Below are 15,400 nucleotides of genomic sequence, written 5' to 3' on the forward strand. Positions count from 1 at the left end.
TCTCTTAGCTTATTTGCTCATTGTGTACCAAAATAACTTGACTGATATTAAGAATAATCAACTTTTAAATGTAAAGTAAACACTGTTCACTGTCAAATATAATTTTCTAATTATAGTATTTCTCTTCTTAAGTCCTCTGCTGATTTAGGAGATAATGCTCCTAATGGAATATCATATACCGTTACAGCACCTGTCTGTCCTTGAGCTGCTAATTTATATACTGCACGTGAGAATGCAACCAATACACTAGCTGTAAATTCAGGATTGCTCTCTAGGGCAAGACCGAACTCTATATTCTGTTTCGTATCAGTACCTGTGATTCCAGATCTGAATACCTTACCACCGTGAGGCATTGCACTGTGATTAGCCTTTAATTCCTCTTCAGAGATAAAGTGAACAGTAGTATTGTAATCCGCGAAATAGTTAGGCATCGTCTTGATAGTAGATTCTATAATCGCTGTATTAGCGCCCTCTTCAGGCACCACATAACAAATACGCTCGTGCTTCTCAGCTGTTGTTAACACAGGATTCTCTCCTTGGCGAACACGCTCAAGTGCTGATTCGATAGGAATAGTGTACTGAACACCACCTTTAACGCCATCTATACGTCTAATCGCATCAGAATGCCCTTGACTAAGTCCTTTTCCCCAGAATGTATATGTTTCGCCCTGTGGTAAGATACTCTCTCCTAATAAGCGAAGCATAGAGAACAGTCCTGGATCCCATCCTGTAGAGATAAGACTTAAAGTATTATGCTCTCTAGCAGACTTATTCACTGTGTGGAAATACTCAGGTATCTTAGCATGTGTATCAAAACTATCCACAGTGTTAAACCATTGAGAGATATAAGGTACCTGCTCAGGTAAGTCAGTAGAAGACCCACCACAGATGATCATTACATCTACGATAGCTCTATAATCTGTTATTTCGTCTATATGCACCACCTTAGTTTTTGTCTCTAAGTCTTGAGGGTTTCTTCTAGTGAAAATAGCGATTAGTTCTAAATCAGGGTTTTGGCGAATAGCTAGTTCAACTCCTTTACCTAAATTTCCATAACCTACAATACCTATTTTGATTGTATTGTTACTGTCCGTATTCATATGTTTATTATTGTTTTAAAAAGTGTGTCATCCCCTGTGAATTGGGAGGATATGTATAAACGGGCTAATTTAACCAAAACTTTAGACTTACTGTATAATAAATAAATTATCCGAATTAGGTTAACACATCTTTTCTCAGGTATTATACCCAAAGTCATTAACCATATCCCGCAAGTCAATTTTGCGGGATGTATTTGCTCTTGCGCCATCTGCTTTATCCATTAAAAAGCCCATTGGACTTTTTTTAACGCTTTGTCCTACCTGTACTATTGCGGAAGTGGTTGATGGTTAGAATTCCTCGACAGCGCAGTATTGTGGATATTGATTGCATTCTATAATGCGCAATCATACCTTACATAGAAAGTCAATGCAGAGGCGCAATATTTTGCGTCTCCACAAACTGAATAACGCCCTGTCGGCACGCAACGGTAGGGGTGTATAGTGATACACCCGCATAAATATCGTTAGGTATTTTCATTAATAATATATTGGGGGTATTTACATGAAGTCAGTAAAACAAGTAATGACTTAAATCACTTTATAAAACACCATTTTCCTTACCTTAGCAACTTAGTCTTTAATTCAAAAATTCTATTTATCTCTTATTCTGGATTTATAATAACACAACACTATGGAAGATGCGCATATCGTAATTGATCGTATATATAATTACTTGGATAAATATGGCTTAAAAACCAATACGAAGACTTTAGAGGAGTTTATTGCTTATGTTGAAGGACAGTGGGCTATAGCTGATGATCGTAAATACTGTATATACAATGCCTCTATTATTATAGGGCGTATGACTAATGAGTATATTGGCTTAAAGCAATTTGATAAGATGATATTTTGGTTAGATGAGGATGATAAACATATTAATCGAGATAGAAATCCTGAGTATGTACGCAATTATTATAAAGGACAGTGTTGCTTAGAATGTGGAAATGAGCAGGAAGCATTGCGTTATCTGAATTTGTGTTATGCTGTAGAACCTGATTATATCTTTACTAGAGCTCCGTTTTGTTACGAGTTTTTTAATCAACATTTAGAAACACCTAGAGAGTTGCTTGTGAATGAGGATTATGATGATGAGATCGAGGTAGAGTGTGAGTTCGAATTGCCATTATGGGCAGCATTCTTTAAGATGGAAAATAATATTCGATGCAAGGTATTATTGGATTATCTAGAGGATGAGGTAGATCAAGAGGGGGCAGAGGCATTAATGGATCGCATTTTAGCCAATATACAAGCGAACGAGCAGGCTATCTTAGAGGAGTTATTAGCTAAGTTAGTCATTAAGTATAGAGAATGGCAACCGAGATATGATTATAGCCAAGAGGATAAAGCATCTTTTATGCCTGATGTTACTGATGTAGAACAGTTCGGTATGTTGATTACACCACTGGTTATTTACATTATTCCAGAGTCATTAGAAGATACACCTTCTGTGGGATATTTGTTTAATTGCTCTTGGGATAGTGAACATGCACTAGGATTTATGACTTTAAATGATCAGGTGACCTCAATAGGTGGTGCAGATAATGCTTTTTGTTTATAATATATTTTAGATTTTTCTGGGAGACATTGATATACCCGCTGTGTGAAGTTGAGAAACTTCGTACAGTGGGTATATTGTTTATAGGGATGTCTTTGTATTAGTCTTTACATTAAAGATACAATTCGTTTAAGTTAGGAGGTAGGAATGGTTGAATTGTTAAAGCTTTAATAATTTGTTAGTAATGATTTGCTTAAATAGGGAGGGTAAGTTTGCATTAACAAAAAATATAAACTAATGAAAATTAACTACAAACTACCTACTTGGGTTTTAGGTCTTATTATGACTGCCTCAGTTGTAGGATGCAATGACGACAACTCAATTGACAATGGAGGAGACGGTAACAAAGGCGACAAAATTGAATTAAAGAATCATTCAAAGACACCAGCATTTGTATATGCTATGCCTGGTTTTGAAAAATTAGAGATATTCTCTCTTATCTCAAGTGAAGATAAGTTAAGTGAATCACCTGATTTTGTCTTCGGAGGACAACCTGATGGAGCTGGTTTTATGAAAAATCCAAAAGGAGAAGGGTTTTTAATGATTACGAATCACGAGATTATGCAATCTGTGTCTCGTGTGACATTAGATAAGAATTTTAAACCTGTAAAAGGAGAATATATTGTAGATGGTATAGGGGGAATCACAAGGTTATGCTCGGCGACACTTGCTAAACCTGAGATTCACGGATTTGGACCTGTATTTTTAACAGCAGGAGAATCTGGACAAGAGAGTATGGTACATGCAGTAGATCCATTAGGGTCAACAGATCTTAAGTCTAATACAGATCGCGTATTGCCTGCATTAGGTAAAGCAAGTATGGAGAATGCTGTGCCATTGCCATCAGATGTGTCTAATGGAAAGACTATTATCTTAATCGGAGAAGATCAAGGGTATAGTTCAAGTCATCAGAGTGCTGGACAGTTGATTATGTATGTAGGAAATAAAGGAGATCTTACTGGAGGTAAACTATATGCGTTAAAACGCAAGACTGGTGGGTATACTGAAATGGATATGGAGAAAGGGAAAGAATATGATGTAGAGTTCGTAGAGATACCTGGTGCTAAAGATATGACAGGAGCACAAATCAATCAAAAGAACATGGATTTAGGTGTAATTCGCTTTTCTCGTGTAGAGGATGTGGATTACAGAAAAGGAGCAGGTAAAGGGAATGAAGTTTACTTCACAGCAACAGGTCAAGCAAGTGGTGGTAATCCTGTAAAAGGATATACAATGTGGGGACGTGTGTATAAACTAGTAATGGATAAGAATGGCATGATGACTGGTAAACTTTCTGTGGCAGCTGAGGGAGATAGTAAGCCAGGTAGAGATTTAATCAACCCAGACAACTTATGTGTAACAGAGAACTATGTATATATCCAAGAAGATGGTGACTCATACTACACTGATGCGAAACATGACTCGTATATCTGGCAATACAAGATGGCTGATGGATCATATAAACCATGGTTAAATATGAAACACAACCGCGAAGATGCTGAATGGCAAAAGAATTACAATCAATCAGGAAACTTACAGAAGTTTGGTTCTTGGGAATTTGGAGCAATGGAAGATATCTCTGATTTAGTGGGTATTCCGAATACATTCTCTGTAAATATTCACTCTCACACTTGGCAAAAATCAGAATTTGCTAATGCTGATAAAGCAGGAGTAAATAAGAATAAAGAAGGAGGTCAAGTAGTGATTATCCGCAATGTAGAAAGATAGATTAGAATATAGTGTTTTGTAACCTCTGGTGGTGTAGTTAATATACTGCTGGAGGTCTTTTTTTATGCCTATGAAGATTTTAAAATATATATCTGTATTTGTATTGACCTTGAGTATATTAAGTTGTGCAAACAAAGAGAATAAATATGAAGATATAACGTATAACAACTACTTATTAACTAAAGTAGATAGTCTAGAGTCCAAAGTAGATCAATTAGTTGAATCTGTAAGTACAGAAAAAGATAGTACATCTGTGCGAACAGCATTTGTCAATAGCAGATTAGCATATAAAGAGATAGAATGGGCTGTATCATACTTTTTACCTCATACTAGTAAGGCGATTAATGGTCCTGCTTTAGATCAATTAGATTTAGATGAGAATAAATTTATCCCTGCAGAGGGATTTCAGGTGGTAGAAGAGTTTCTTTATCCAATATATGACACGACAAGTAGAGAGGACTTACTATTAGAGGTAAAAAGGTTAAAGAGCTTTGTACACGCAATGAGAAAGAACTTTGAGGTTATTACTATTTCGGAAGCCCTAGTTTTAGAAGCCTTAAAGATGGAGGTTTTTCAGATTACAGCTTTGGGCATTACAGGATTTGATACACCAGCGAGTAAATTGCAATTCGTAGAAGCTACAGCTAGTTTAAAAGGAGTTAAGCAGGCTCTTTTATTAAATAAAACTTGGGCTGATAAACCAGTGTATAAGGAAATAACTACTCTATTAGATCAGGCAATCGCTATCTGTGAGAAGAATTCAAGTAAAGATAGTTTTGATTATCTAGATATGATTACTAGTTATTTAGACCCTATTTCAATGGGTATTGTGAATTTACAGAGAGTGTTAGGTATTCCATTTAATGATGGTAATCAGGTGGTTAAAGGAAGTGTAGGGTCGTTTTTTGATAAAGATTTGATTAATCTAAATGCTTTTATGCCAGATTCTACTTATTATTTAACACCAGAGAAAGTAGCTTTAGGAAAGGAACTATTTTTTGACAAAAAGCTTTCTAAGGACAGTTTTAGAAGTTGTGCTGACTGTCATCATAAGGATAAAGGCTATACAGATGGGTTAAAAACAGCCTTAGACTTAAAAGGACAACCACTGGTACGCAATACACCATCGTTAAACTACTCTGCTTATTATCATGGACAGTTTTTAGATATGCGCAGTACTACTTTAGAAAGTCAGTCTTCCGATGTGATTACCAATAAAGATGAAATGCATGGAGATTTAGATCAAATAGTCGCTCATTTAAATGAATCAGATAGATATAAGAAACAATTTAATGCAGTATTTAAAACAGATAAAGACATCGAGGTATGGCAATTAGAGAATGCTTTAGCTACGTTTATTCGTTCGCTATCTGTTTTTAATTCTCGTTTTGATCAATATATGCGAGGAGATAAGAAAGCAATGACAGCGCAGGAAAAGAACGGTTTTAATCTATTCGTAGGTAAGGCACAGTGTGCTACCTGTCACTTTATGCCACTGTTTAATGGTACGGTGCCGCCATATTTTACCAATTCAGAGCAAGAGGTTTTAGGCGTTCCTGCTAATAAAGAAGGAACAGTGTTAGATGGGGATTTAGGACGATATGTTTATAATACAGATCTTCCACAATTAAAGCATTCCTTTAAAACGACAACTGTTAGGAATATTGGAGAGAGTGGACCTTATATGCATAACGGTGTTTATACAACATTAGAAGAGGTAATGGATTTTTATAATAAAGGAGGAGGGCTAGGTTTAGGACTTGAGCTAGAGAGTCAAACCCTACCTGAGGATAAACTAAATCTGTCAGAACAAGAGATTAAGGATATTATAGTATTTATGAAAGCACTTAGTGATAAGTAAGATTTGGTAGAATTATGTTTTAAATAAATAAGGTTTGCGTTAATAAATGCAAACCTTATTATGTTATAAGTAGTTTACTTATTTTTAAGCATGTCAATTTTATTTTTAGCATCTGTAAAAGCTGTTTCAATAACTTTTCCCTCTGAAATAAAAAGAGTATTATCAGAACCAGTGCGTTCTAAAGTTATAAACCAGTTAGCTTTTGCTTCTGATACATAATAACCTACTTGAAACCCATCAACAGTAACAAATTTATTCTCAGTATAATCTGGATTAGAGATAACATCAGCCTCGACCTCACTAAGTAACACTTTTAAAGCTTTTAAAACTTCGTCTATATCTGCATATTCAATAGATGCAGTACTCTTATTATATTTACCCTTTGATTCTATTTGATAAAAGTATGCTGTTTCACTGCCATTAGTGATTTTTCTAATTCTTGTTTCTGATTTGCTATAACTAGTCTGTAAATTAGGCAAAGTAGTATCTACAAGTTTAACAATACTTCCAGTGTTAGATACTAAGGTTTCTATCTTTGTTTTGGTTACTTCTGTGTCTTTTACTTCCTCTTGTTTACAAGAAGAAAATAAAAGAATAAGAGTAGACATTAAAAGAATGTTTTTTAACATGATTGAAGTTTTATAATTTCAGCGAATATAAAGTTACTAAAGCATATTACTTTACGGAAAACCGTAAATACTAATATTATTGATTTTATCTAATTATAATGAGCATAGGACTTATGTTTACATAGATATATTGAGTGTTTTTTATTTAAGTAAGACAAAATAGAGTAGTTGTTAATTATCTAAAAAGGTGTATTTTTAACCGATAATCCAGTATAATGGATGGAAAGAAAGTACTATGAGTTTTTTAAAAAAGATATTTGGGAAAGAGGTTAAAGAGTCTGCAATAGTTGAGTTAGATATTCAATATAAGAATTTCTGGAAGTGGTTTACAGAGAATGAAGCGGTGTTTCTAGAAGTAATAAAGAATAATGCTGGTGTAGTAGAGAAGTTTATTGATGTAGTAGGACCTCGCTTAAAAGAGATAAACCCCAACTTCAATATGCTAACAGGAATGAGTAAGGATGGAATGGGAGAATTAATTATCACACCTGATGGCGCATTAAAAGCATTGCCTTTTGTCGATGATTTAGTTGCTGTAGCACCAGATTTAGCGCATTGGAGATTTATTAGTTGTAAGCCTAGTATGAAAGGGATAGGTTTAGATATGAATGGATTCCTGTTAGATGAAGATACCATTTCGTTCATTCCTATTTACGACAAGGATTACCCTGACTATATCCATTTGCGTTTTATTGTTAAAGAGTGTACACCTGAGAATGAGAGTGATATTGGTAATGCGCTTTATATGTTTTTAGATAATTACCTAGGAGAAGAAAAAACGATGACGATGATTGATTACTTAGAAGTAAGTGGGGCTAAAGATATTGAAGGAGAATCTATTGCGGTGACTAAGTTAAGTGATTATTTAAGTTATAGAGAAACAGAGTTTGTAGAAAAATACGATAGTATTATTCGTGTAAATGGGGCAGATCAGTATTCTATATTAGAGAGTAATAGTGATAATGGACGTTTGATAGTAGTGGTAAACACAACGTTTCTCAATTGGGATCAGAAGATGTCTTATCCATGGGTGGTTAAAATGTCTATAAGATATGAGGGGAATAAGGATGGCATGCCTTCAACTACTGATTTGTCCATGATGGATGAGATAGAGGATTTGCTACTAGAGACAGAATTACTTAATAGTGTGGCTAGAGAAACAGGGGCAAACGAGCGTACTTTGTTTTTTGCAACTAAAGATTATAGAAACGCATCAAGAGAGGTGTTAAAGACAATCAGTCTGTTTACAGATAAATTTGATATAGATTATACGATTTATAGAGATAAGTATTGGATGGGATTAGAGGTTTATATGAATGCTATTAATAAAGGGTAGATATAAAACATCTTAATCCAATTAGATGAGAAATATAATAGGGCAAAAGAGTTGCGTATATATGAAATAGTATATAGGTAACTCTTTTGTTTTTTTATGTTTATCTGTTTAGTAATGAGTAACATTAACAATTCAAGTGAAATAGAATGTCATAACTTAATTTTTAAGGATATTAAAAAATGTGTTAAAACAATTAGAAAACGAGAAAACACAAGCTAGTGAAATATGAAAGTTTAAATAGTTATCCTATATTTGGGAAGCTAAAAAAAGAAATATGAAAATTTTAATATCACCAGCTAAGAGCTTAGATTATGCTACAGCCGTGCCAGTGGATAAGACTACAAAACCTGTTTTTGTAAAAGAATCAAAAGTGATTAATGAGGTCTTACAGTCAAAAACGCCTATGGATTTAGAAGCTTTGATGAAGATTTCTAATAATCTAGCAGAGTTAAACTGGAAGAGAAATCAAGAGAGGACTTTCACTAAGAAAGAGGGAAGAGAACGTGATTTTAGACAAGCTATATTTGCCTTTAATGGCGATGTGTACACAGGTCTAGATGCTTATAGTTTGACTCCAGAGAAGATAGAAGTATTACAAAATAAATTGAGAATATTATCAGGCCTTTACGGTCTTTTAAAACCATTAGATGAGATAGAGCCATACCGCTTAGAGATGGGGACTAAAATGAGTATTGGAGAGAAGTCAAACCTATACGAATTTTGGAAGCCAATATTAGTAGAGGCTTTAAATAAAGAGATGAAACAAGATGAACTATTAGTTAATCTTGCCAGTAATGAGTATTTCAGTTCAATAGAAAAAAAAGCGATAAAAGGAGTACTAGTAACTCCTGATTTTAAAGAGCTACGCGATGGAAAGTTAAAGACTATTAGCTTTTATGCGAAAAAAGCGAGAGGGCTTATGGTTCGTTATATTATTGATAATAATATAAATGACATAGATGGTCTTAAGAAGTTCAATGTAGAAGGTTACGCATGGAGTGAGGCTGATTCTAAAGGAAATAATTTAGTATTTACAAGATAAAATTTATATACCACCAAAATAAAAGTATGGAAACAGTACATTATATTTCTTCTGATGTGTTTACAATTGAAAAATTGCAAGAGATTATAACAGAGGGGAAAAAGATACAACTATCTGAAGAGGCGAGAGCTAATATTGTTAATTGTCGCATGTATTTAGATGAAAAAATGGCTAAGCAGGAAGTTCCTATTTATGGAATTAACACAGGTTTTGGTTCGCTGTGTAATGTGAAAATTGACAATGAGAATTTATCTCAGTTACAAGAGAACTTAATGAAGTCTCATGCTTGTGGAACTGGAGAGATTGTACCAGAGCAGATTGTTAAGATTATGCTATTATTGAAAGTGAAGTCATTGAGTTATGGTAACTCAGGTGTTCAGCTAGAGACTGTAGAGCGCTTAATGGACTTCTTTAATAATGATGTTTTACCAGTTGTTTATAATCAAGGCTCTTTAGGAGCTTCAGGAGATTTATCTCCACTGGCACACTTAACACTGCCGTTAATCGGTGAAGGAGAGGTGTTCTGTGATGGATTTAGACAACCTGCTAGTAAGGTTTTGGCTAACTTTAATTGGGAGCCAATTAAGCTTAAATCAAAAGAAGGTTTAGCGTTATTAAATGGAACTCAGTTTATGAGTGCTTATGGATGTTATATTCTTTTAAAGGCTAAGAAATTATCTTATTTGGCTGATGTTATTGGAGCTATTTCTCTAGAGGGATTTGACGGAAGAATAGAGCCTTTTAATGAGTTAATCCATTATGTAAGACCTCATAAAGGACAAATAGAAACAGCACAATTCTTCAATGAAATATTAGAAGGTTCTGAATTAATAAGCCGTTCTAAAGAACATGTGCAAGATCCATATTCATTTAGATGTATTCCACAAGTGCACGGAGCCTCTAAAGATGCGTTAGATTATGTTAATCGCGTGTTTAAGACAGAGATAAATTCAGTTACTGATAACCCAAATATCTTTTATAAAGATGATATCATTGTTTCGGGAGGTAATTTTCATGGACAACCATTGGCTTTAGCATTAGATTTCTTAGGAATTGCGTTAGCGGAGTTAGGAAGTATATCAGAACGTCGTACGTATCAGTTAATTTCAGGATTAAGAGGTTTGCCTGCTTTCTTAGTGTCAAATCCAGGATTAAATTCAGGATTTATGATTCCTCAGTATACAGCAGCAAGTATTGTAAGTCAAAACAAACAATTAGCAACACCAGCAAGTGTAGATAGTATTGTCTCTAGTAATGGACAAGAAGATCACGTGAGTATGGGCGCTAATGGAGCAACGAAGGCTTTGCGTATTGTAGATAATTTAGAGCGTATATTAGCAATAGAGTTGATGAACGCAACTCAAGCATTAGAGTTTAGAAGACCAGCTAAATCAAGTGAGTTTATCGAATCTTTCGTTAAGATATACAGAGAAGAGGTGTCTTTTGTAGATGTAGATAGAATTCTTCATTATGATATAGAAAAATCAATAGTATTCTTAAATTCATTTCAGATAGAAATTGAAGGATAAGAATTATAATTTTACACAAATATTATATTAAACCGCATCTTTATTTTAAAAAAAGGCGCGGTTTTTTATATATATTGCTATATTTGTAAGTGTTTATAAAAATGTTTTTCATTGGCTAAGCTTAATAAACTTAAAATATTAAATGACCCAATATACGGGTTTATATCTATACCTAATTCATTAGTATATGATCTTATAGAGCATCCATACTTTCAACGTTTGAGAAGAATTTCTCAGATGGGGGTTTCATATTTAGTATATCCAGGTGCACATCATACCCGTTTTCATCACGCTTTAGGTTGTATGCATTTAATGCAAAAAGCTGTACAGGTTTTGCGTTTTAAGAATGTATCTATATCTGAAGAAGAAGAAAATGCTCTATATGTAGCAATATTGTTACATGATATTGGGCATGGTCCGTTCTCTCATGCAATGGAAGAGAGTATAGTAGAAGGGGTGCACCATGAGGAGATTTCGGTTTTGTTTATGAATCGTTTGAATCAAGAATTTGGAGGACAATTAGATTTAGCAATCAAAATATTTAGAGGAGAATATGGTCGCAAGTTCATGTTGCAATTGATCTCAGGACAGTTGGATATGGATCGTATGGATTATCTGAAACGAGATAGCTTTTATAGTGGTGTAGCAGAAGGGAATATCAATTCGGAGAGACTTATTCAGATGTTGAACGTAGTTAATGATGAGTTAGTAGTAGAAAAGAAAGGAATTTACTCAGTAGAGATGTTTTTAATAGCCCGTAGATTAATGTATTGGCAAGCTTATTTACACAAGACTAGTGTATGTGCAGAGTTAATATTGGTACGGGTTTTGAAGAGAGCTAAGGAGTTAACTCACAAAGGAGTTACCCTGTGGTGTAGTGAATCATTACAGTTCTTTTTAAAAAATCAAATAGATCAAGACGATTTTGACAGTACTGGACTAGACAAGTTTGCATTATTAGATGATTCGGATATTTTAGGAGCATTAAAATCATGGCAGTTTCACAACGACTATATTTTATCTGAATTGAGTAAAATGATTATTAATAGGGAATTATTGCGCATAGAATTTGTTTCAGATAAAGAAGAAACTAAATTAAAGTTAAATAATATGCTCGATGTAGTGTCTAAAAAATATTCAATTTCTCAAGAGGCAAGTAAATATTTTGTATTCAAAGGTAAAATGGAAAATCAGGCGTATAGTAAAGATAAAGAACCAATTATGATATTAAAGAAAGATGGAACGACAAAAGATGTTCTGTCAGTATCAGATGAACTAAACTTAAAATCATTGACGAAAGTGGTAACAAAGTATTTTGTTTGTTATCCAAAAAACGTTTTTGAAAGTTAAATTTCAATTATATTTTATATTTTTGCCGTAATGAAAATAGCAGCAGAACAAATAGCATCAGTATTAGAAGGAGAGATTGTAGGTAATCCTTCAGTCGAGGTTAGTACATTAGCTAAAATAGAAGAGGGAGCAGAGGGGTCTATTTCCTTTTTAGCTAATCCTAAGTATGTGCATCATATATATACTACTAAGGCCTCAGTGGTAATTGTGAACAATACATTTGAACCAGAACATCCGGTTTCAGCAACTTTAATTAAAGTAGATGATGCATATAAAGCATTTTCTAAATTATTAGAGTATTATAATCAGGTTAAATTAATGAAATCTGGTATAGAGCAACCTTCTGTTATCTCAGAAGGGGTTGAGTATGGAGATGACTTATATTTAGGTAGTTTTTGTTATATAGGGAAAAATGTTAAAATAGGAAATAACGTTAAGATATATCCTAACACTTTTGTGGGAGATAATGTGCGTATTGGAGATAATACAGTTTTATTTGCAGGAGTTCGTATTTATTCTGAAACAGTGATTGGATCAGGATGTACTTTTCATGCAGGAGTTATAGTAGGTTCAGATGGATTTGGATTTGCACCTAATGCAGATGGAACCTTTAACAAAGTTCCACAAATAGGGAATGTAATTATAGAAGATAATGTAGAAATAGGAGCAGCATCTACTATAGATAGAGCGACACTAGGTTCTACTGTTATACGAAAAGGCGTTAAATTAGATAACCAAATACAGATTGCACATAACGTTGAGATCGGTGAGAATACAGTAATTGCTTCTCAAACAGGAGTTGCTGGTTCTACTAAGATAGGTCGAAATTGTATGATAGGTGGCCAAGTGGGCATCGTAGGACATTTAACTATAGGTGATAATGTACGTATACAAGCGCAATCAGGAGTGACAAAGAATTTAGAGAATGGTGTAGCGGTACAGGGAAGTCCTGCATTAGCACATGGTGATTTTTTAAAGTCATATAGCTATTTTAAGAATTTCGGAAAAATAGTGAATGATATAGAATCAATTAAAAAGAAAATAAACGAATAGCCTTTTAGAATATTTAAAGAGATTTAATTATGGTTAAACAAAAAACCATCCAGAATGAGGTAACTCTTAGTGGTGTTGGATTACATACAGGTCAACTGGTAACAATGACTTTAAAGCCAGCTCCTATTAATAATGGGTTTACTTTTGTACGTTTGGATTTAGAGGGACATCCAATTATCGAAGCGGATGCTAATTATGTTGTAAATACACAACGTGGTACAAACCTTGAGAAAAAAGGAGTTAAAATACAAACAACAGAGCATGTATTAGCTGCTTTTGTAGGGTGTGATTTAGATAATGTTATTATCGAATTAAATGCATCTGAGCCACCTATTATGGATGGATCTTCTAAATACTTTGTAGAGGCTGTAGAAAAAGCTGGTATTGTAGAACAGGAAGCTGAACGTGATGAGTATATCGTAAAAGAAGTTATTTCTTTTGTAGATGAGCAGACGGGAAGTGAAATTATAGTGATGCCATCAGATAGTTATCAAGTGACAGCTATGGTTGACTTTGGGACTAAAGTATTAGGAACACAAAATGCAACTTTGAAATCAATGTTTGATTTTAAAGAAGAAATATCTGAAGCGCGTACATTTAGTTTCTTACATGAACTAGAAGCTTTATTAGCTAATGGTTTAATAAAAGGAGGAGACTTAAATAATGCTATTGTTTATGTAGATAAAGAGATATCTGCTCAGACAATGGAGCACCTTAAAAAAGCATTTGGTAAAGACGAGATAACAGTTAAGCCAAATGGTGTCTTAGACAACTTAACTTTACACTATCCTAATGAAGCTGCACGTCACAAATTACTTGATGTAATAGGGGATTTAGCTTTAATCGGTACTAGAATTAGAGGTAAAGTTATTGCCAATAAACCAGGACATTCAGTGAATACTAATTTCGCTAAGAAGATGTCTAAGATTATCCGTAATGAAAAGCGCAATCAAGTACCATCTTATGATCTGCATGCAGAACCATTAATGGATGTAACCAAGATTATGTCTTTCTTACCTCATAGACCACCATTCTTATTAGTGGATAAGATTTTGGAGATGTCTGATAAACATGTAGTAGGGTTGAAGAATGTAACAATGAATGAACCTTTCTTCGTTGGACATTTCCCAGGAGCACCAGTTATGCCAGGAGTTCTAATCTGTGAAGCAATGGCTCAAACAGGAGGGATCTTAATCTTAAGTACAGTACCAGATCCAGAAAATTATTTGACTTATTTCATGAAAATGGATAATGTTAAGTTTAAACACAAGGTAATCCCTGGAGATACATTGGTATTTAAGTTAGAATTAATCACTCCTATTAGGAGAGGTATTTGTCATATGCAAGGATATGTATATGCAAACGGAAAATTAGTAGCTGAAGCTGAATTAATGGCTCAGATTTCAAAAATAACAAATAATTAGAAGATATGAATCAGCCTTTAGCATATGTACATCCTGGAGCTAAAATAGCTAGAAATGTTGTTATTGAACCTTTTACAACAATTCACAATAATGTTGAAATAGGTGAAGGAACATGGATAGGATCAAATGTTACTATCATGGAAGGAGCTCGTATTGGAAAAAATTGTAAGATTTTTCCTGGGGCAGTTATTTCAGCAGAGCCACAAGATTTAAAATTTGAAGGAGAAGTCACAACAGTTGAGATCGGAGATAATACTACTATTAGAGAGTGTGTAACGATCAATAGAGGTACAAAAGATAGATACAAGACTGTTGTAGGAAACAATTGTTTAATTCAAGCATATAGTCATATTGCCCACGATTGTATTGTTGGTGATAACTGTATTTTTTCAAACTCTAGTACATTGGCAGGTCACGTAACAATAGGTGATTATGTAGTGTTAGCAGGAATGGTAGCAGTACATCAGTTTTGTACTATAGGTTCTCACTCTTTTGTAACAGGTGGAACTTTAGTTCGTAAAGATGTACCACCATATATTAAAGCAGCTCGTGAGCCTATATCGTATGCTGGTATTAATTCGGTTGGTTTAAGAAGAAGAGGATATTCTCCAGAGAAAATTAGAGAAATACAAGAGATCTACCGTATCTTATATCAAAAGAATTATAATACAAGTCAAGCGCTTGAAATTATAGAGGCAGATATGGAAGCAACTCCAGAAAGGGATGAAGTTTTAATGTTTATCCGTAATTCATCAAGAGGAATTATGAGAGGATATACAGGAATATATTAGTA

General features: G+C 34.0%; 12 protein-coding genes. 10 read left to right on the top strand and 2 right to left on the bottom strand.

All coding sequences use genetic code 11. The annotated features are described in order from the left end of the window. Nucleotides 1-110 precede the first annotated feature (110 nt). Complete coding sequence (locus LNQ81_RS13990) at nucleotides 111-1,100, bottom strand: diaminopimelate dehydrogenase (RefSeq protein WP_229947756.1); 990 nt, start codon at nucleotides 1,098-1,100, stop codon at nucleotides 111-113. A gap of 631 nt (nucleotides 1,101-1,731) precedes the next feature. On the opposite strand from LNQ81_RS13990, the gene LNQ81_RS13995 reads away from it, so the two are divergent. From LNQ81_RS13995 to LNQ81_RS14005, 3 genes are all read left to right on the top strand, one after another. Continuing rightward, a complete protein-coding gene (locus LNQ81_RS13995) occupies nucleotides 1,732-2,658 on the top strand; it encodes a DUF6985 domain-containing protein (protein WP_229947758.1) in 927 nt (308 codons plus the stop codon). A gap of 234 nt (nucleotides 2,659-2,892) precedes the next feature. Beyond that, nucleotides 2,893-4,383, top strand: a complete 1,491-nt coding sequence (locus LNQ81_RS14000) for a PhoX family protein (protein WP_229947761.1) — start codon at nucleotides 2,893-2,895, stop codon at nucleotides 4,381-4,383. A gap of 70 nt (nucleotides 4,384-4,453) precedes the next feature. After that, nucleotides 4,454-6,244, top strand: a complete 1,791-nt coding sequence (locus tag LNQ81_RS14005) for a cytochrome-c peroxidase (RefSeq protein WP_229947763.1) — start codon at nucleotides 4,454-4,456, stop codon at nucleotides 6,242-6,244. A gap of 74 nt (nucleotides 6,245-6,318) precedes the next feature. Here LNQ81_RS14005 and LNQ81_RS14010 read toward each other — a convergent pair whose 3' ends face one another. Continuing rightward, a complete protein-coding gene (locus LNQ81_RS14010; RefSeq protein WP_229947765.1) occupies nucleotides 6,319-6,873 on the bottom strand; it encodes a hypothetical protein in 555 nt (184 codons plus the stop codon). Between the two features lie 235 nt (nucleotides 6,874-7,108). Between LNQ81_RS14010 and LNQ81_RS14015 the strand changes: the two genes are divergently transcribed. The 7 genes from LNQ81_RS14015 to lpxA all read left to right on the top strand — a co-directional run bounded on the left by LNQ81_RS14015 (nucleotide 7,109) and on the right by lpxA (nucleotide 15,398). Then, on the top strand, nucleotides 7,109-8,209 hold the full coding sequence (locus LNQ81_RS14015; protein ID WP_229947767.1) for a DUF695 domain-containing protein: 1,101 nt from the start codon (nucleotides 7,109-7,111) through the stop codon (nucleotides 8,207-8,209). Between the two features lie 274 nt (nucleotides 8,210-8,483). Further along, nucleotides 8,484-9,251 carry a peroxide stress protein YaaA gene (gene yaaA, locus LNQ81_RS14020; RefSeq protein ID WP_229947769.1) on the top strand — a complete coding sequence of 256 codons (768 nt, stop codon included), beginning with the start codon at nucleotides 8,484-8,486 and terminating at the stop codon, nucleotides 9,249-9,251. Between the two features lie 26 nt (nucleotides 9,252-9,277). Beyond that, nucleotides 9,278-10,780, top strand: coding sequence for a histidine ammonia-lyase (hutH, locus tag LNQ81_RS14025; RefSeq protein ID WP_229947771.1), 1,503 nt, complete (start codon nucleotides 9,278-9,280; stop codon nucleotides 10,778-10,780). A gap of 111 nt (nucleotides 10,781-10,891) precedes the next feature. Beyond that, nucleotides 10,892-12,130, top strand: coding sequence for an HD domain-containing protein (locus tag LNQ81_RS14030; protein WP_229947775.1), 1,239 nt, complete (start codon nucleotides 10,892-10,894; stop codon nucleotides 12,128-12,130). Between the two features lie 30 nt (nucleotides 12,131-12,160). Continuing rightward, the gene (lpxD, locus tag LNQ81_RS14035; protein ID WP_229947777.1) at nucleotides 12,161-13,183 is read left to right on the top strand and encodes a UDP-3-O-(3-hydroxymyristoyl)glucosamine N-acyltransferase; all 1,023 of its coding nucleotides are present in this window, start codon (nucleotides 12,161-12,163) and stop codon (nucleotides 13,181-13,183) included. Nucleotides 13,184-13,212: 29 nt separating this feature from the next. Further along, nucleotides 13,213-14,607 (top strand): bifunctional UDP-3-O-[3-hydroxymyristoyl] N-acetylglucosamine deacetylase/3-hydroxyacyl-ACP dehydratase, encoded by a 1,395-nt coding sequence (locus LNQ81_RS14040; protein ID WP_229947779.1) that lies wholly within the window; start codon nucleotides 13,213-13,215, stop codon nucleotides 14,605-14,607. A 5-nt stretch (nucleotides 14,608-14,612) separates the two neighbouring features. Next, entirely contained in the window at nucleotides 14,613-15,398 is a 786-nt protein-coding gene (lpxA, locus tag LNQ81_RS14045; protein ID WP_229947787.1) for an acyl-ACP--UDP-N-acetylglucosamine O-acyltransferase, read from the top strand. Nucleotides 15,399-15,400 lie beyond the last annotated feature (2 nt).

It is taken from the genome of Myroides oncorhynchi (genome assembly GCF_020905415.1).
GTDB classification, from domain to species: Bacteria; Bacteroidota; Bacteroidia; order Flavobacteriales; family Flavobacteriaceae; genus Flavobacterium; species Flavobacterium oncorhynchi_A.